This is a genomic window from Cryobacterium sp. N21, from assembly GCF_002929575.1.
In the GTDB taxonomy this organism is placed as follows: Bacteria; Actinomycetota; Actinomycetes; order Actinomycetales; family Microbacteriaceae; genus Cryobacterium; species Cryobacterium flavum.
The window spans coordinates 115145-133226 of the sequence record NZ_PJJQ01000033.1 but is presented as its reverse complement, the minus strand read 5'-3'; the positions used below and the strand labels follow the sequence as shown (position 1 = coordinate 133226).

At 67.3% G+C, this 18082-nt stretch carries 12 protein-coding genes; 4 read left to right on the top strand and 8 right to left on the bottom strand.

The window, feature by feature from the left end:
- The first annotated feature begins 125 nt into the window (after nt 1-125).
- Nucleotides 126-986 (top strand): formyltetrahydrofolate deformylase, encoded by an 861-nt coding sequence (gene purU / locus CXY77_RS10920; protein ID WP_104089555.1) that lies wholly within the window; start codon nt 126-128, stop codon nt 984-986.
- 149 nt (nt 987-1135) lie between these two features.
- Nucleotides 1136-1492, top strand: a complete 357-nt coding sequence (locus CXY77_RS10915) for a YrdB family protein (protein WP_233197351.1) — start codon at nt 1136-1138, stop codon at nt 1490-1492.
- A 61-nt stretch (nt 1493-1553) separates the two neighbouring features.
- Here CXY77_RS10915 and CXY77_RS10910 read toward each other — a convergent pair whose 3' ends face one another.
- The 7 genes from CXY77_RS10910 to CXY77_RS10880 all read right to left on the bottom strand — a co-directional run bounded on the left by CXY77_RS10910 (nt 1554) and on the right by CXY77_RS10880 (nt 15974).
- Nucleotides 1554-2210 (bottom strand): alpha/beta hydrolase, encoded by a 657-nt coding sequence (locus CXY77_RS10910; protein ID WP_104089554.1) that lies wholly within the window; start codon nt 2208-2210, stop codon nt 1554-1556.
- Nucleotides 2207-3208, bottom strand: coding sequence for a ring-cleaving dioxygenase (locus CXY77_RS10905; RefSeq protein WP_104089552.1), 1002 nt, complete (start codon nt 3206-3208; stop codon nt 2207-2209). The genes CXY77_RS10910 and CXY77_RS10905 overlap by 4 nt, the downstream gene beginning before the upstream one ends.
- A gap of 216 nt (nt 3209-3424) precedes the next feature.
- Nucleotides 3425-4660, bottom strand: coding sequence for an MFS transporter (locus CXY77_RS10900; protein WP_104130062.1), 1236 nt, complete (start codon nt 4658-4660; stop codon nt 3425-3427).
- A 279-nt stretch (nt 4661-4939) separates the two neighbouring features.
- Nucleotides 4940-8614 (bottom strand): S8 family serine peptidase, encoded by a 3675-nt coding sequence (locus CXY77_RS10895; RefSeq protein ID WP_104089549.1) that lies wholly within the window; start codon nt 8612-8614, stop codon nt 4940-4942.
- A gap of 257 nt (nt 8615-8871) precedes the next feature.
- Nucleotides 8872-12438 carry a S8 family serine peptidase gene (locus CXY77_RS10890; RefSeq protein WP_233197350.1) on the bottom strand — a complete coding sequence of 1189 codons (3567 nt, stop codon included), beginning with the start codon at nt 12436-12438 and terminating at the stop codon, nt 8872-8874.
- Nucleotides 12439-12694: 256 nt separating this feature from the next.
- Entirely contained in the window at nt 12695-14638 is a 1944-nt protein-coding gene (locus CXY77_RS10885) for a heavy metal translocating P-type ATPase (protein WP_104089546.1), read from the bottom strand.
- A gap of 121 nt (nt 14639-14759) precedes the next feature.
- A complete protein-coding gene (locus tag CXY77_RS10880; RefSeq protein WP_104089545.1) occupies nt 14760-15974 on the bottom strand; it encodes an NADP-dependent isocitrate dehydrogenase in 1215 nt (404 codons plus the stop codon).
- Between the two features lie 159 nt (nt 15975-16133).
- Here CXY77_RS10880 and CXY77_RS10875 point away from each other — a divergent pair, with 159 nt between their 5' ends.
- A complete protein-coding gene (locus tag CXY77_RS10875) occupies nt 16134-16586 on the top strand; it encodes a GNAT family N-acetyltransferase (protein WP_104130060.1) in 453 nt (150 codons plus the stop codon).
- A gap of 17 nt (nt 16587-16603) precedes the next feature.
- The gene (locus CXY77_RS10870; RefSeq protein WP_104130059.1) at nt 16604-16927 is read left to right on the top strand and encodes an MGMT family protein; all 324 of its coding nucleotides are present in this window, start codon (nt 16604-16606) and stop codon (nt 16925-16927) included.
- A 56-nt stretch (nt 16928-16983) separates the two neighbouring features.
- Here the strand turns inward: CXY77_RS10870 and CXY77_RS10865 are convergent, their stop codons facing one another.
- Nucleotides 16984-18000, bottom strand: a complete 1017-nt coding sequence (locus tag CXY77_RS10865) for a LacI family DNA-binding transcriptional regulator (RefSeq protein WP_092339299.1) — start codon at nt 17998-18000, stop codon at nt 16984-16986.
- Nucleotides 18001-18082: the final 82 nt, after the last annotated feature.

The following is an 18082-nucleotide window of genomic DNA, read 5'->3' as shown; positions in this document are numbered from 1 at the left end:
GCGCGCCGACGTGCGCGCCCGGGGCCGACTTGTTCAGTGCGACCAACAGGTAGTCTACCCAAAGCCGGTGAGGCGGCAACTGGGCGGGCCGCGGCATCCGCTCTCACGCCGGGTATTCTGGCCCAATGACTTCTTCGACCCCGCACCACTGGGTAATCACGCTGGTCTGTGCTGACCAGCCCGGCATTGTGCACGCCGTCAGCGGCGCGATCGTGCTGGCGCAGGGCAATATCTCGGAGAGCCAGCAGTTCTCCAGCGATGACACCGGACGGTTCTTCATGCGGTTGCAGGTGCAGTCGCCGGCGACCAGGCCCGAGCTCGAGGCGGCGCTCGCGCCGGTAATCGAACGTTATGCGATGGCGTCGATCATCGATGTCGTCGGGCGTCCGCTGCGCACGCTCGTGCTCGCTTCCTCGGCCGGTCATTGCGTCAACGATCTGCTGTTTCGCCAGCGCGGCGGGCAGCTGCCGGTGGAGATTCCGCTCGTGCTCAGCAATCACGGCACGCTGCGCGACCTCGTGGGGTTCTACGGGGTGCCGTTCGAATCGCTGCCCATAACGGATGCCGCCAGCAAGGCCGACTTCGAAGCGCGCGTCATCGAGGCGGTCGACGACCTCGACATCGAACTCGTCGTGCTCGCCCGGTACATGCAGATTCTGTCGCCGGAACTGTGCGCGCGGCTCGGCGGGCGGGCGATCAACATTCACCACTCGTTCCTGCCGGGGTTCAAGGGGGCCAACCCCTACCGCCAGGCGCACGCGCGCGGCGTGAAGCTCATTGGTGCGACCGCGCACTTTGTGACCGGCAACCTCGACGAGGGTCCGATCATCGAGCAGAACGTGGTGCGGGTCGATCACTCACGCACTCCGGCGGAGCTCGTGTCGATCGGACAAGATGAGGAGAGCCGCACCCTCACTCAGGCGGTCAAGTGGTTCGCCGAGAACCGCGTGCTGCTCGACGGGGCCCGCACGATCATCTTCAAGTAGCGGACGGGGCCCAGGCCCCGTCCACGGGCCCAGGTTATAAACTGGGCCCAGGGTCCGGGCCTGGGCCCCGTCCGCAGCGCGGGTCCGGAACGCGCGCCCAGAATGTGCGCCCGGAACGCGAGGCCACAGCGCATCGCTAGGATTGACTAGTGACAGATACGCGCGACCTGCCGAAAATCGGCCCCAACGACATGCTCCGGTTCGTGCTCGAACTCTTCGCCTTCGTCAGCCTCGGAATCTGGGGGTTCGTCGCCTGGCCCCTCCCCTGGCCCGGCATTCTGTTCGGCCTCGCCACTCCCGCCTTCGCCATCCTGGTCTGGGCGCTGTTCCGCTCGCCCCGGGCCGTGTTCCGCCTCGATCCATTCGGCAAGGCCGTCATCGAGATCGCCATCTTCGGCTCGGCCGCGCTCGCCTGGTGGGATCTGGGCCTGCCCATCATCACCGTAATCTTCGCCGTCGTCGCCACGGCCAGCGGCATTATCTCCGGCCGTAAAGAGCTTCGCTAACCCCTCCCACTAGAGCAATGCTGAACGGGTCAATCGGGCACGTGCGGTGCACCCTCGCCGGCTAGGCCAACCAGGCGACCGCAGCAGCGACATCGGATTCGGCGATACCGTGGCCACCGGCGCGCAGCTCCTGCTGCACCCGCGCGCCCTGCGCTTCCAGAACCTCCACGAGGCTCTGCACACTGGCAAGCGGTGCCATCGGGTCGCTGTGACCATTCAGCAGCAGCACAGCGGATGCCGCCAGCTCGCTCGCCGCGACCCGCGCGCCGATCGCATGCTTCACCTCGCTCGCATCCGCTGACACGTCGAGCGGGTGCATCCCCGAGAAAGCGATCACCCGCGCCACCACCTCGGGATGCAGCAGGGCCAGGGCGAGGGCGATGTTGGCGCCGTTGGAGAACCCGACGGCAACGAGCGAACGGTCGCCCAACTCGTAGTAGTCCCGGGCCCAGACCAGGAATCCGGCTAGGTCGTCGGCTCGCCGGGCGACATCTTCGGTATCGAAGACACCTTCCGACAGCCGACGGAACCAGCGATTCATGCCGTTCTCTGCCGCGCGTCCGCGTGGGGCGAGCACTGAGGCCGTCGGGTCGAGCGCGGCGGCGAGCCCACTGATCTGCTGCTCGTCGCCGCCGGTTCCGTGCAGCATGAGCAGTACCGGAGCGTCGGGCGAACCCGCCCGAAACAGGTGCGGCCAGTCCGGTGTCACGTCACTCATTCGTGAGCCGCGGCGGCTGCCAGCGCCGCGGCATCCGCCAGCCCCGGGTTGTTCTCGGCGGGCACCGTGACGGGCGCGACCGCGTTCTCGATGGCCTCACGGCTCGGCTCGAGCCACGGCGGAAGCTTAAGCGACCGACCGAGTTCGAGCAGCGGCTCATCGATGTCGAAGCCGGGGGTGTCCGTGGCAATTTCGAATAATACGCCGCCGGGTTCGCGAAAGTAGATCGAGGTGAAGTAGTCCCGGTCGAGAATGGCGGTCACACCGTAACCGCTGTCCACGAGCTGTTCGCGCCATTCGGCCTGGGTGGCCCGGTCGGGCACCCGGAACGCCACGTGGTGCACGGTTCCGCCAGCGGTCAGTCCCGGCTCGCCGGCCGGGTCGGCGAGCACGTCGACGAGGTTGCCGGCCGCACCATCACCGGCCCCGACGCGGATGCGGCCATCCGATTCGGAGATGACATGCATGCCGAGGTCAGCCGTGAGCACCTGCACGGTCTTCGCCGGGTCGGCCACCGTGAGCACCGAGGAGTGCTGGCCGCGCACCGCAAATTCGGCGGGAACGGATGCGGAATCCCACGGATTGCGCGGATCCACGGTCGACGATGCCACAAGGTCGAGCTGCAGGCCGTCGGGGTCGCGCAGCGAAAGGCGCTCCTCGTGCGAGGAGTGTCCGGTCACCGCAGATTCCACGCCGAGCGCGGCGAAGTGTGCTTTCCACCAGCCGAGGCTGCCGGCCGGAACCGAGAACGCGGTGGTCGTCGACTGCCCGGCACCGGTGCGTCCGCTGCGAATGCCGGCCCACGGAAAGAAGGTGAGTAGTGATCCGGGCCGGCCGGAGTCATCGCCGTAGTAGAGGTGATACGTGCCCGGGTCGTCGAAGTTGACGGTTCGTTTGACGAGGCGCAGGCCCAGTCCGGTCACGTAGAAGTCGATGTTGCGCTGCGGGTCGCCCGCAATCGCGGTGACGTGGTGCAGTCCGCTGGTCTGGACGGTCATGGCTAGTCTCCTTGGCAGATCAATCGTTCGTTGTTTATGCAAACGCATGTATCTGCTGTGGTATTCCCACTCGTCCCATGCCCGCCGGAATTCGTGCGCGCGTTTTCGGGGACTAGTTCAGGAAATCGGTTTCGCTGGCCAGGGAACGCCTCCGACTCCTGCGGAAGCTCGGTGGGCCGCGCCGGACTTTCCTGAATCAGCCACGCGCATCCGCTGTTACGCGACGGCGAGGCGCTCCGACGGCATCCGCAGCGCGTACGCCGCCGCAATGACCAGGAAAACCCCGCCCACCGCGAACCCGGCCGAGAACGAGAGGGTATCAACCAGCAAGCCGGCGACGAGCGGACCGACGATCGCACCGGCATCCGCGCACATGGAGAACACCGACACCGGGCGTCCCCCGCGAGCGCCGGCAGCATCGCCCACCGCTGCGGCCGGCGCGGTGCCCATGAACGCCGCGGCGACCCCGTAGACGCAGAGCAGGACACCGAGCACCCAGATGTTCGGCGCGAACGAGATGGCCACGATCGCCAGCCCGGCCACGGTGAATGCCCCGATGATTGCCGGTTTACGCCCGACCGTATCGACGAACCGGGCGGCCGGCGCCAGCGCGAGTGCCTGGGCCACCGCCGCGGCCGCGAGAGCGATGCCGGTCCACGAGCTGGTCCCGCCGAGCACCACCACCACAAACAGCGGAATGAGCGTCGTGCGCACCCCGAGGGACGTCCAGCCCTGGGCGAAGTTGGCGATGCAGGCCGCGCGAAAGCGCTCGTCGCGCAACACGGTGCGAAACGGCGTGCGCACAGCGGATGCGTCGGCCGCGGCGAGCGCGCTGCCCCGCCCGCCGGAACGCAGCAGGAACAGCCCAACCAGGCCCGCCACGGTGAGGGTGCCAGCGTAGAAGAAGAACGGTGCGGTCAGGGAGATGGTCGCGAGCAGGCTGCCGATCGCCGGGCCAGCCATGCCACCGATCAGGAATCCGCCCTGATAGAACCCGATCGCACGGGCCCGCCGGCCCGGCTCAGCCGTGCGCAGCAGCAGTGTCATGGCCGACACCGAGAACATGGCCGAGCCGATGCCGCCCGCACCGCGCAGCAGCAAGAGTTGCACGTAGCTGTCGGCCGCGCCGACCAGTCCACTGGAGAGCGCGACAATTCCGATGCCGATGGCCAGCACGCTGCGCTCCCCCGCCCAGTCGATCAGGCGGCCACAGGCCGGGCTGAACACGAAACGCATAAGCGCGAACGCCGAGACGACCGCACCGACCTCGAGGTTGCCGACCCCGAAGCTCTGCACGTAGACCGGAAGCACCGGAACCACAACCCCGAACCCGACCATCACGAAGAATGCGATGACGCCGAGCACGATCACGTCCCGGTTCAGCCGCGGCTTCGGGCTCGCGCCGGTTGCGCCCGATCCGGCTACAGCGGATGCCCGGGGTCGCCCCCGCATCCATCCCGCCGCTCGCATCCCTACAGCTTAAGCTGCCGCGTGCCCCCCGGGCCCGGAAAGTACGAACACGCACAACTCGTGACACGCGTGAAGGCGACGGATGGCGCATCCGTCGCCTTCATCGTCGCCCGGGCCCACCTTATGACCACGGGCCCAGTTTCTAAACTGGGCCCAGGGACGGGGCCTGGGCCCCGTCCAGAAAGAGACCGGGACCCGTTGGGAACGAGACGAAGCTCGGGCCCCGTGCAGATTGCACGGAGCCCGAGCACCGGCGGCGGGCTACCGCACGACCAGCAGGGAGCGGGCCGGGCTGTTCGCGGCGGCGACCGCGTCGTTGCCGGCGTAGTGCCCGACCACCTTGTACAGGCCGCGACCGAGCTTAGGCAGCGTGACGCTGCCGTGCCCGTTCGCGTCGAGCGTCACGGTGAACCGGCGCTTGTCGACCGTCACCGTGGCGGTGTCACCGACCTCCCCCTTGCTGGTGACCGTGACCGACACGGTGACCCGGCTGGAGAAGAAGACGGCCCGGTGGTTGAGCGTCACCGCGACCTTGGCGGCATACTTCACCAGAACACCAGCCGAGGTGACCGCTGCGCTCGGCCCGCCCGGCACCAATGCGGCCACGACCACGGTCAGTGTCGTTCCGGCGAGCGCCTTGGTCGGCGTGAAAGTGGCTGACGTCGCACCCGTGATGTCGACGCCGTTGCTCTGCCACTGGTAGCCGAAGATAAGACCTTCGACGTTCCACTGGCCGGGGTCAGCCGTCAGAACCGACCCGATCTCCGGCGTACCGGAAATGCTCGGCGCCACGGTATTCACCGGGGCCTGGGTGTTGTCACCCTCGCTCGCCGCAATGGCGAGAATCGTCGAGGCTGTGCTGTCGCCGTAGTCGACCACACCGAGGTACGGCGTGTTCGGCACGAGACCGGCCCAACTGAGCGTGTACGTGATCGGCACGCCCTGCGGCCCCTGGATCGTCGGCGGTGTCGCGGTGAACCCACTGGTGGGAATCCCCGACGCGACCGAGAAGGTGTTCACGTCGAACGCCGTCGAACCGGAGAAGACGTCCACAACGACCTGGTAGAAGCCGGCCTCCGGGGTGGGGATGTCAACGTGCTCATCGGCGGACCCCGTAGCCGACTGCCAGCCGGCAACCGGGTTGCCTCCCGGGCCGTCGAGCAGCAGCACGAACAGGTCGAGGTCGGTCGAATCGTCGACGGCGTTCAGGTCGAACCGGGCGAGCCGGCCTGTCTGAATCTCCACCTCGTAGGTGAACTGGTCGCCGGTCGCGCCCTCACCGCTGTGCGCAGCGGACGGGTCCGCGGCGTTGTTCTGGTGCACCCCGTTGGCCAGGCCGCTGAGGTTCAGCGCGACCGGTTCTGACCCGCCCGGGGCCACGGTGATGTCGATCGAACCGTCGAGGCCGGTGCCAGCCACCTCGGTGGGGGCGACGACGGTGACCGGACGAACAGCGATCGGGCTGTGCACCACGTCGAAGAAGTCGCCCGGGTCGCCCGAACCACCGTTTCCGAAGCCCCAGTCCAGCGAGCCGGTGGCGTACTGGTCGAGCGGAGCATCCGTTCGAGTGAAGGTCACCGTGTAGCTCTGCTTCTCACCCACGGCGCTGAAGGTCATCTCGGCCGGAGACACAACGGCGGTGATGCCGGGGATCTCGATCGGGACGGCCGTGTAGGTGCCCACCCGTACGGCGGTCACCGTGCGGGTGATGGTTTCGGGCGCGGTCAGCGCTCCGATCTGAATCGACGGCAGGTTCAGGTTGCTGGCGTCGATCGGCTCCACGCCGGCGTCGAAACCGATCCCCTGCAGGTAGGCCAGCCAGTCGGCTGGACCGCTCTGGTAGACCAAGCCCGGAAAGTCGAACGAGGACGGGTTGACCTGCCCGGCACCCTGCGCGAACGGGTCGGTCACCGGGGCACCGGTAGCGTCGACCGTGTTCTTCGCGGTCGTCATCATGACCGACTTGATCTCGGCCGGGGTCGCGAGCGGCCGAAAGCCCAGGATCAGTGCGGCGAGGCCGGCGATGTGCGGGCTGGCCATCGAGGTACCCGACTCGAACTGGAACGTCGGGTCGGCACCCTCCGCGTTGGGGCCGTCGGCCAGAATGCTGACACCGGGCGCCGCGATATCGGGCTTGAGCAGGTCGCCGCCGTCGGCGGTCACCGGCCCGCGGGAGGAGAATCCGGCCATCTGGGGCACCGGCGTCTGCGTGGCGGTCGTGTTGTCGGGTGTGAACGTGACGGTCGCGCCTGCCGTTGCGGCGTAGGCGAAGACCGGGTCAAAGGCCGGGGCGTCCAAGTGGATGCTCGGCACCGAGTGTTCGTCGGTATCGACGTCGGCCGGTGTGCGGTTGACCAGCAGCATGCCGCTGCCGCCCGCCCGCAGCACCTCGGCCGACTTGGCCACCCGGTCGTAGACGCCGCGCTGGCAGAACACGATCCCGCCGGCCACCTTGGCCGGGTCGAGTGCGCCCGGCGCGCAGAGCAACGCGTCAGCTGGGTCGAAGCCGTCCACCGCTACGAGGTCGGCCCGCAGCAGGTTGCCGGAGAGCGGGGTGGCTCCCGGCGTGCGGTCGACGGTGATCGAGGCACCGGCATACGCCGTACCGTCACCGAGCGTGGCCGTCGCCTCATACGACGGAATCGTCGTCGCGGCGACCGTGGTGATCCACGGTGACGCGTTCTCCACGGTGGATGCCGTTGGACCGTCGTTACCAGCGGATGCAGCCACGAAAATGCCCGCCGCAGCAGCGCCGAGGAAGGCTTCGTCGGTGGGCGAGAACGTGGTCTGCGCGGGGCCGCCGCCGATCGAGTAATTGATCACGTCGACGCCGTCGGAGATGGCCTGGTCGATGGCCTTCAGAATGTCGGTGTCCGTGCAGCCGTCGTCGGTCGTGACGGTGTTGTCGGGGCCGGACCAGCACACCTTGTAGGCGGCGATCTTGGCAGCCGGGGCTACCCCCGAGATGTTGCCGAAGTCGACTCCGTTAATGGTCGTCGGTATGTCGGCGTTGCCGCCAGCGGTGCTCGAGGTGTGCGAACCGTGACCGTCGCCGTCCCGCGGGGAGATGTATTCACCCGTTGACGCGTCGCCGATCTGGTCGGCTCCGAAGCCGTCGAGAAAGTACCGGGCCCCGATCACCTTGGTGCTGCAGGCACTCGCAGCGAACTGCTCGCCGGTCTGGCAGGTGCCGGTGAAGGTGGTTCCGTCAGCCTTGTTCATGGTGATCGTGTCACCGTCGAGCCACGGCTCCTCGCCGGGTGTCGTGCCGAGCGGCGAGCCGGCGAAGGACGGGTTCTCCGGGGCGATGCCGGTGTCGAGCACTCCGATCACCACGCCCTTACCGGCCTCGCTGGTTCCGCCGAGCTTGGACCACAGTCCGTTCGGTCCGCTCAACCGCAGAAAATCGGTCGACGACTCGGCGGTCACGTGTCGGAGGGCGTCGGGTACAACCGACACCACGTTCTTCTTCACGGCCAGGGCCGCCGCCTGCTTGCCGGTGAGCTGCGCTGCGAATCCGTTCACGGCGAGCGTGTAGGAATACGCCACCTTGGCATCAACGGATGCTGCCACCTCGCTTTGGATGCGCGTCAAGTAGTCCTTGTAGGTCTCGGCCGAGCGGCTTTGGGCGTTGAGCTTGGCCCCGGCATCCGGCATGGTGGCCGAGAAACCGTCGACTCCGCCCTGATACAGCGCAACGGCCTCGTCACTGAGGGTCACGATGTAGCGTCCGGCGGTGAAATCCATCCGCTGTCCGCCGGGAGAGGCGATGCTGCCGGAGAGACCGGTCGCTGCGGGGGCGGCGCCGGCGGGCAGGGTGCCGCCGACCAGTACGGAAGCGCCCACCAGGGCGATGGTGACGGTGGCCGCGATTGTGGCGCGGCGGCGCGTGCGGGATGTTGGCGCTGGGTTCAGCGCTGAATCCGGCGCAGACATCGTGCGCCTGAAGAAAGAACTCACGTGGGTGTCCAATCCGATAAGGGTGCGAGGTGGTCTCGTTCCACAACAGGAACGTGTCGCTGTCCCGATGCGCGGGACAGTTCGCTGGTGACCGTAGCGCGCTCGGCGACCCCCGGATAGGGGCATTCCGCAGGTACCGCAGGCTGGGGGTGCGCAAGCGGGCACACGCAACGCGCGCCGCGTGCATCCGCTTGAAAAACGGATGCACGCGGCGCGCGCCTGGCGCTCGCCTGCTACCGCACGGTCAGCGTGCGCGGCTTGCTGTTCGCCGCGGCGACGAGGTCGGTGCCGGCGTACTGCGCCACAACCGTATAGCTGCCGCGGTCCAGGTCGGGTAGGGTCAGCGATCCCTTGCCCTTCTGATCGAGGGCCACGTCGTAGCTCTGATCGTCGACCAGAATCTGCACTGTGCCGAGCGGCGCCGAGCGCGGTGCGTCGGTCTTCACCGACACATTGATCGTGGCGCCCTTGGAGTGCGGCTTAGCCTTCGAATCGACCTTCACATCAACGGTGGTGGAGTACTTCACTACGACCCCGGCCGAGGTGGCCGCGCCGGCCGGAAGCCCGTCGGCCCGGGCGGTGACAAGCACCGTGAGCGTCTTGCCACCGAGCGACTTGGTCGGCGTGTAGTCGACCTTGGTGGCCTTCTTGATGTCGCGACCATCGGCCTGCCACTGATAGCTGTAGGCCAGCCCGGCGAGGTTCCACTCTCCCGCCAGAGCGGTCAGTTCCGCGCCGACGACGGCGGTGCCCTCGATCGACGGCAACGCCGTGTTCACGGGCGCTTCCGGCTCGGGAGCTGCGCCGCTGGCGACCGAGACGACCGTTGAGACCGAACTGTCACCGTAACCGACGAGACCGAGGTAACCGGTCTCGGGCAGAAGGCCCGACCAAGACAGCGAGTACGTCGCCGCCACGCCCTGCTGGCCCGCGACGACCGGTGGTGCGGCCGCGAACGACCCCGCGCCGGGGCCGGCGAGCACCGAGTAGGTGTTCACGTTGAACGCGGTCGTTCCGCTGTAGACGGAGTTGATCACCTGGTAGAAACCGGCTTCGGGGTCGACCAGGTCGATGAGTTCATCGGCCGATCCGGTCGCGGACTGCCAGCCGGCCACCGGAGAACCGCCGTCACCGTTCAGGCGGTAGACGATCAGGTCGAGATCGGCGGTCTGGTCGACCGCGTCGAGGTCGAACCGGGCGAGCTGGGTACCCTCCGGTACCTCCACCTGGTAGCTGAACTCGTCACCGGCGGTGCCGGATCCGGTGTTCGGACTGGCCGGGTCGGCCGGGTCGCTCTGGTGCAGTCCGGCCGCGAGGCCGATCAGGTTCAGCGCGATGTCCCCGGTGGCTCCGGGGGTGATCGACACGTCGACCGAACCGTCAACCCCGGTGCCGTTGGCGGTGGCCGGCGCGACGAGGGTAACGGGCTGAATGGCGATGGGACTGTGCACGAGCGTCCCTCTGCCGCTCACCCAGTTGAGCGAGCCGGTCGAGAACTGATCGAGCGGGGCATCCGTTCGGGTGAACGTCACGGTGTAGCTGGCCGATTCACCTTCAGCGCCAAAGCTCAGCGTGGCCGGCGAGACGACCGCGTCGATGCCCGGTACCGTCACCGGCTGGGCGGTGAAGGTGCCGGCCTCGGTGCTCGTGACGGTGCGGGTGATGGTCTCCGGCGCGGTCAGTGACCCGATCGCGATGGAGGCCAGGTTGAGGTTGCTCGGGTCCACCGGGTCGGCGCCGACGTCATAACCGATGCCCTGAATGTAGGAGTACCAATCCTCGGTGTCATTCAGGTAGAGCAGGCCCGGTTCGAACATTCTCGTCGGGTCGACGTGACCTGCACCCTGGGTGAACGGGTCGGTGACGGTGTCGCCGCCCGCATCGACGGTGTCATACGCGCTCGTCATCATGGCCGACTTGATCTCGCTGGGGGTGGCGAGCGGTCGTTCACCGAGATACAACGCTGCGAGTCCGGCGATCTGCGGGCTCGACATCGACGTACCGGAGAGGAACTGCCAGGTCGGCTCGCCACCCTCGGCGTTCGGACCGTCGGCGAGAATGGCCACGCCGGGCGCGGTCACGTCGGGCTTCAGAATGTCGCTGCCGTCGGCGAGTACCGGCCCATGCGAGGAGAACCCGGCCACCTGCGGTGTCGGCGGCGTGTAGCTGGTCGTATTCCCGTCGGTGAATATAACGGATGCCGCGGCGCTGCCCGCGTAGGCATACGTCGCCTCCCAGTATGTGGAGTCGAGGTGGATGGTGGGCACGCTGTGCTCGTCGGTGTCGACCGAGCCGGGAACGCTGTTCACGAGCAGCGTGCCGATGCCGCCGGCCCGCAAAACCTCGGCGGACTTCGCGACCCGGTCGTAAACGCCGCGTTCACAGAGCACGATGGTTCCGGAAACGAGCGCCGGGTCGAGGGAATCGGGGCCGCAGAGCAGGGCGTCGGCCGGGTCGTGGCCTTCCGCCGCTACGAGGTCACCACGCACGAGAGTGCCGGCCAGCGGGGTGGCGCCCGGGGTGCGGTCGACCGAGATCGAGCCGCCAGCGTAGGCGGTGCCGTCACCGAAGGTGGCGGTGGCCTCGTAGCCGGGGATAGTGCTCGCGGCGACCGTGGTGATCCACGGGGAGGCGTTGTCGAGCGTCGACGCACCGGGGCCGGAGTTGCCGGCCGAGGCGGCCACGAAGATGCCCGCTGCGGCCGCGCCGAGGAAGGCCTGGTCAGTCGGTGAGACCGTGGTGTCGGCCGCTCCGCCGCCGATCGAGTAGTTCAGAACGTCGACGTTGTCGGCGACGGCCTGGTTGATACCGGCCAGCAGGTCGGAGGTGGCGCAGCCGTCGTCTCCGCCGGGAGCAGCCGTCCAGCAGACCTTGTAGGCGGCGATCTTGGCGGCCGGGGCGACGCCCGAGATGAGGCCGTAGTCCAGGCCGCTGATGGTCGCGGTTACGTCGTGGTTGCCTCCGGCGGTGCTCGCGGTGTGCGACCCGTGGCCGTCGCCGTCGCGCGGCGACAGGTATTCGCCCTCGTCGACCCCGCCGATGCGATCGGCGCCGTAGCCGGTCACGAAGTAGCGCGCACCGACCACCTTGGTGCTGCAGTCCGAGGCGTCGAACTGCACGCCGGTGACGCACTCGCCGGTGAAGACGGTGCCGTCGCTCTTGGTCATGGTGATTGTGTCACCGTCGAGCCAGGGCTCGTCACCGGCCGTGCCGCCGAGTGCGTCGCCGGCGAACGAGGGGTTTTCCGGTGCGAAACCGGTGTCAAGCACGCCGATGACGACGCCCTCGCCCGCGGTGTCGGCGCCGCCGGTGGACGCCCAGACGCCGTCATCGCCGGAGAGTCCGAGAAACTCGGTCGACGAGGTAGCGGTCAGGTGCTTGAGCTCGTCGGGCGAGATGGCCACGACGTCTTTCTCGGCCGAGAGCCTGGCCGCCTGCGCGGCGGTCAGTTCGGCGGCGAACCCGTTCAAGGCCAGGGTGTAGGAGTAGTCGATCGTGGCATCAACGGATGCCGCCACCTCCTTTTGCTTACCAGCCAGGTAGTCGGAATAGCTCGACGAGGCGCGACTGTGCGGATCGAGGCGGGAGCCGGCATCCGGTGTGGTCGGTGCAAAACCGTCGACACCGCCGGTGTAGGTGGCGACAGCGTTGTCGGCCAGGGTCACGATGTAGCGACCGTCGGTGAAGTCGGTGACCGGGCTGCCCGCGCCGATGATGCCGCCAAGGCCGGGAGCCATCGGGGCGGCTGCGGCACCGCTCACGCCCACGAGGGCGGCGGCGGCGACGAGGGTCGTGGTCACGCAGAGCGCCATCACCCGCCGCATCTGGTGGGGAGCGAAATACGGGCTTTCGGGCGGGAGTGTGGTTCGCCTGAACTGTGATCTCACGTGCGTTTCCAATCGGATCGGAGTGCGCTAGCCGCTCTGCCCCAGTTCGGGGCACAACGTGCTCGTGAACGTATCGCACGGGCGACACCCCCGTACAGGGTGCAGAATGCTCGGTAACACGATCGTTACCTTGACTAATGCTCAATTCAGGCTCGGGGCAGCCCCTGAATCAGACGGGTCTGTCTACTGTCGGGAGTACCGGCCTGTCTGCCCTTTCGCTGGTTTCCAGTGGGGCCGATGCACCGCCAACGGATGCCCGCCGAGCCCGCACGGCATCGCGCCGACCGCCAATGGCGCGCAGCGCGTTCAGAATGGTGATGAGGTCGACGACCTCCTGGCTGATCGCTCCGGCCGTCGCCGGTATGAGGCCGAACGCCGCGATCACCATGAGCACCACGCTCAGGGCAATCCCCAGCCAGATGCTCTGCAAGGCAACACGAACGGTGTCCTGGCCAATGCGCACGGCCCGCACGGTGCGCGAGATATCGTCGAGCAGAATGACCACGTCGGCCGATTCGCTCGCCGCCGTCGAGCCCTTGGCCCCCATCGCGATGCCCACGTCGGCGACCGCGAGTACGGGAGCGTCGTTGACGCCGTCGCCCACCATGATCACCGGGCGTCGGGTCAGCGCCCGCACAGCGTCGACTTTGTCACTCGGCAGGCAGTCCGCTCGCACGTGCACAATGCCCACCTGGCCGGCCACGTGCAAAGCGGTAGCGCGCGCATCGCCGGTGAGCATGAGATTCTCCCGCACGCCGAGACGGGCGAGGTCAGCGACGCTCTGGCGGGCGTTGTCCCGCACCCGGTCGCTGGCCACGATGCTGCCGGCGAACCGTCCGTCCACGGCGACGTACATGGCCAGCTCGCCGCCGGCAAGGTGCGTAGCCGTCGCATCCGCTGCCCCGTCATTGATGAACGAAAGTTTGCCGACCCGCACGGTTCCGGGGGCGAATCGGGCCTCGACGCCGAAGGTTGCGGCCTCACTGGCCGAGTCCGCCGTGTGCAGCGCGAGACCGCGCTCGTGCGCGGCGCCAAGAACGGATGCCGCCAGCACGTGACTTGAATACTGCTCGGCCGACGCCGCGAGAGTCAGCAGCTCGTCAGCGCTGAAGCCCGCTTCGGGGCGCACCTCGCTGATCGCGGGCGTGCCGTAGGTGAGCGTTCCGGTCTTGTCGAAGACGACAGTTTTGGCGCGGGAGAGGGCTTCGAGCACGCCGGCGCCCTTGACGATGATCCCGTTCCGCGCTGCCCGACTCATGCCGCCCATGAACGCGACCGGCGCGGCGAGCAGCAGTGGGCACGGCGTCGCCACTACGAGCACCTCGGCGAACCGCACCGGATCGTTGGACAACGCCCAGGCCAAACCGGCCAGGGTGAGAGCGCCCACCGTGAACGGAACGGCGTAGCGGTCGGCGAGGCGCACCACCGGGGCTTTACTGCTTGACGCCTCCTCGACCAAGGCAATGATGTGCTGGTACTGACTGTTCGCGGCGGTCGCCGTGGCCATCAGGGTGGCTGCGATTTGCCCGTTGATGGATCCACTAAGTACCGGGTCTCCGACGCTGCGTTCAACCGGGAGGCTCTCGCCGGTAAGCGAGGACTCGTCGAACGCGGCAGTGTCGCTCTGCAGTTGCCCGTCGACCGGCACGATTTCCGACGGGCGCACGAGCAACAGGTCGCCGACACGCACCTCGGTGGCCGGCACATCCGTAGCCTCACCCGAGTCAGGGTCGAGGCGATGAGCGATCTGAGGCGCACGTTTCAGGAGCGCGTCGAGTTCTCGCGCAGCGCGGCCAGCGGCATAATCTTCGAGGGCCGCGCCGCCCGACAGCATGAGCACGATGAGGAGGGTCGCCACGTATTCACCCACGAGGATGGTAGCGACGATCGCGATGATGGCGAGCAGGTCGACGCCGAAGCTGCCCCGGACCAGTTGACGTACCATCCCGACGGACGAAACGAGGGCGGCAACGATGCCGAACCCGCTGAACAGCCAGCGCACGGCATCCGCTTGACCGAAGATTCCGAGCGCGAGCGCGAGCCCGAGCAGGCCGACGAGCACCGTGGCGGCGACGAGCGGATATCGGCGTGCGAACACGAGGAGGCGGGACATGCCTGCATTCTCCCGCGCGGTGCAGCCGAGCGCCACCGAGGAAAGCCTCGCCTGCAGTCACGCAGAACGCACGAAGGCCCCGACCGATTACGGTCGAGGCCTTCCGAGACGCTGGTGCTGGCTACGCCAGGCGGGTCTGCAGGTTCTCGGCGAGCGAGGCGAGGAACTCTTCGGTGGTCTGGTAGCCCTGGTCGGGCCCGACCAGGAGTGCGAGGTCCTTGGTCATCTTGCCGCTTTCGACGGTCTTGATGACGACGTCTTCGAGGGTCAACGCGAACTCGGCCAGGGCCTTGTTGTTGTCGAGCTTGGCGCGGTGCGACAGACCGCGGGTCCAGGCGTAGATCGACGCGATCGGGTTGGTCGAGGTGGGCTTGCCGAGCTGGTGCTGACGGTAGTGACGGGTCACGGTACCGTGGGCGGCTTCAGCTTCGACGATCTTGCCGTCGGGAGTGGAGAGCACGCTGGTCATGAGGCCGAGCGAGCCGAAGCCCTGCGCGACGGTGTCGGACTGAACGTCGCCGTCGTAGTTCTTGCAGGCCCAGAGGTAGCCGCCCTCCCACTTCATGGCCGAGGCGACCATGTCGTCGATGAGGCGGTGCTCGTAGGTGAGGCCGGCCGCTTCGTAGCCGGCCTTGAACTCGGCGTCGAAGATGTCCTGGAAGATGTCCTTGAAGCGACCGTCGTAGGCCTTGAGGATGGTGTTCTTGGTCGAGAGAAAGACCGGCACGTTGCGCTCGAGGCCGTAAGCCAGGGTGGCGCGGGCGAAGTCGGTGATCGACGAGTCGAGGTTGTACATGCCCATGGCGACGCCGTCGCCCGGGGCCTCGAACACCTCGAACGTGGACGGCTCGCTGCCGTCCTGCGGGGTGAAGGTCATGCTGAGCGTGCCCTTGCCCTTGAACCGAAAGTTGGTGGCCTTGTACTGGTCGCCGTAGGCGTGACGGCTGATGATGATCGGCTTGTTCCAGCCCGGCACGAGGCGCGGGATGTTGGAGATGACGATCGGCTCGCGGAAGATGGTGCCGCCGAGGATGTTGCGAATGGTGCCGTTCGGCGAGAGCCACATCTTCTTGAGACCGAACTCTTCCACCCGCGCTTCGTCGGGCGTGATAGTCGCGCACTTCACGCCGACGCCGTGCTTCTGAATGGCGTGGGCGGCGTCGATCGTGATCTGGTCGTTGGTTTCATCGCGCTTCTGGATGGAGAGGTCGTAGTACTCGAGGTCGATATCGAGGTACGGGTGAATGAGCGTTTCTTTGATGGCATGCCAGATGATGCGGGTCATCTCATCGCCATCGAGCTCGACTACTGTTCCCTCAACCTTGATCTTCGACAAAAATATCTCCTCTTTATTCAGTGTGGCCGTCACGACCACCGTCAAGCTTACTAGAGGACGGTAACTATCTTGACATCGAGATAAATTTGCGAGGTGAATTGCGGGGGCCAAACGCCCTCTCGACTACCGGCGACCCCGGGCGCACGTTAGCCTGAACACATGGGTGAGCTGAAGCTGGAAGAATTATCTGCACGAAACATCGTCGCGGCCAACAATCTGAGCCTCAAGCCTGGCCAGGAACAATTCATTGCACCGGTCTCGTATTCAGTCGCCGCCTCGGTGATCAACCCGGCCACCTCGTGGCAGCGCGTGGTACTTCTCGACGGCGTCGTCGCTGGTTTCATCCACGGCAACTTCGACCCGAACTCCGAGCACGAAGAATTTCGCGCCTGCATCTGGCGCATCAACGTCAACGCGGAGACGCAGGGTCAGGGTGTCGGCAAGTTCGCCGCTGAAGCCCTCGCCGCTGAAGCCCGTGATCGCGGCTTCGACCACGTCAACGTCATCTGGGAGCCCGGTGCCGACGGCCCGGAGGCCTTTTTCCACCGCCTGGGCTTCATCGATGTCGGCGAGACCCAGTACGGCGAAGTCATCGGCTCACTGAAGCTCTGAGCCGCGTCGAGCCTCAGATGAGCACGCCTGAGCCCGACGACTTCGTGTCCCGGGTGCTCGGCGTGGTCGATTCCATCCCGCCCGGCCGTGTGATGACCTACGGCGGCGTGGCCGCGCAGCTCGGTTCCCGCGCGGCCCGCGCGGTCGGGCACGTCATGGCTCGTTACGGCTCTGATGCGGCCTGGTGGCGGGTGATTCGCGCCGGCGGGCATCCCCCGATCGGGCATGAGACCCAGGCGCTACCGCACTACCGCGCCGAAAACACGCCGGTTCTCATCACGAAAACGGATGCCGCGTATCGAGTCGACTACGCCGCCGCCCGCTGGTCACCGCCCGCCTAACCTGCCCGCGTAATCTGCCCGCGTAATCTGCCCGCGTAATCTGCTCGCGGCCGGGATTACTCCGGCGGCCGCGCCGTACTGGCGCGCACGATGAGCTCGAACGGCATGTTGATATTGAGCCCGGTACGCGGCTCCGGGTGCGGTCGGAGTTCTTCCATGAGCACCTCAACGGCTTTCTCGCCCTGCTGCCTGGGAAACTGCGCGACCGTGCTGAGCCCGAAGAAGGCTGCCTGTTCGTGGTCGTCTACCCCGATCACCGACACGTCGCGGGGCACAACGAGTCCGAGGTCGCGGGCGGCGAGCATACTGCCGATGGCCATTTCGTCGGAGGCGGCGAAAATGGCGGTCGGGCGTTCGTGCGGCCGCCCAAGCAGTTGCTTGGCAGCCTGGTAGCCGCCGGCCGTGGTGAAGTCGGCCGGGCGGTAGTCCTCCCGGCGCGCTTCGATCCCGGCCGCCGCGAGCGCCGCTTCGTAGCCGAAGCGCCGGTTCGTCGGCAGGTTGAAGTCCAGGTCGAATGCCTTGTCCCCGCCAATATGGGCGATTCGGGTGTGGCCGAGAGCGATCAGGTGTTCGGTCGCCAGGCGTGCCACGGCGAGGTCGTCGACGGTGAGCGTCGGCACGCCCGCGAGTGGGCCGCCGACCCCGACGAGCGGTTTGTCGAGGGCGTGCAGCCGGGCCACCTCGTGCTCGGTCAATTCCAGCGAAACCGCGATGACGGCATCCACTCGCTGGCGCAGCAGGAAGTGTTCGAAGACGCTGCGGCGGGCCTCGAGCCCGCCCGTGAGGTTGTAGAGGGTGAGGTCGTAACCGTGGCGTTGCAGGGCCTGCTGGGCGCCCTCGACGACACTCGCGAAGAACCACCGGTTCAAAAACGGTACGACCACACCGATGTTCTTCATGCGACCGGAGGCGAGGCTCGACGCTGTCGACGATACGACGTAACCGAGCTGGGCAGCGGATGCCTCCACCCGCAGGCGCGTGGCCGGCGACACGTTGTGGGCACCGCTGAGAGCGCGTGACACCGTCGCCGTCGAGACCCCGGCGTGACGGGCGACGTCCGCGATTCCAACCATGATGCCCCTCGTCGTGCCGCCCTCGTTGGCGGCGTAGTCGATATGCTACACATTTTCCGATCACTGCAAGCGTTTGCAGGAT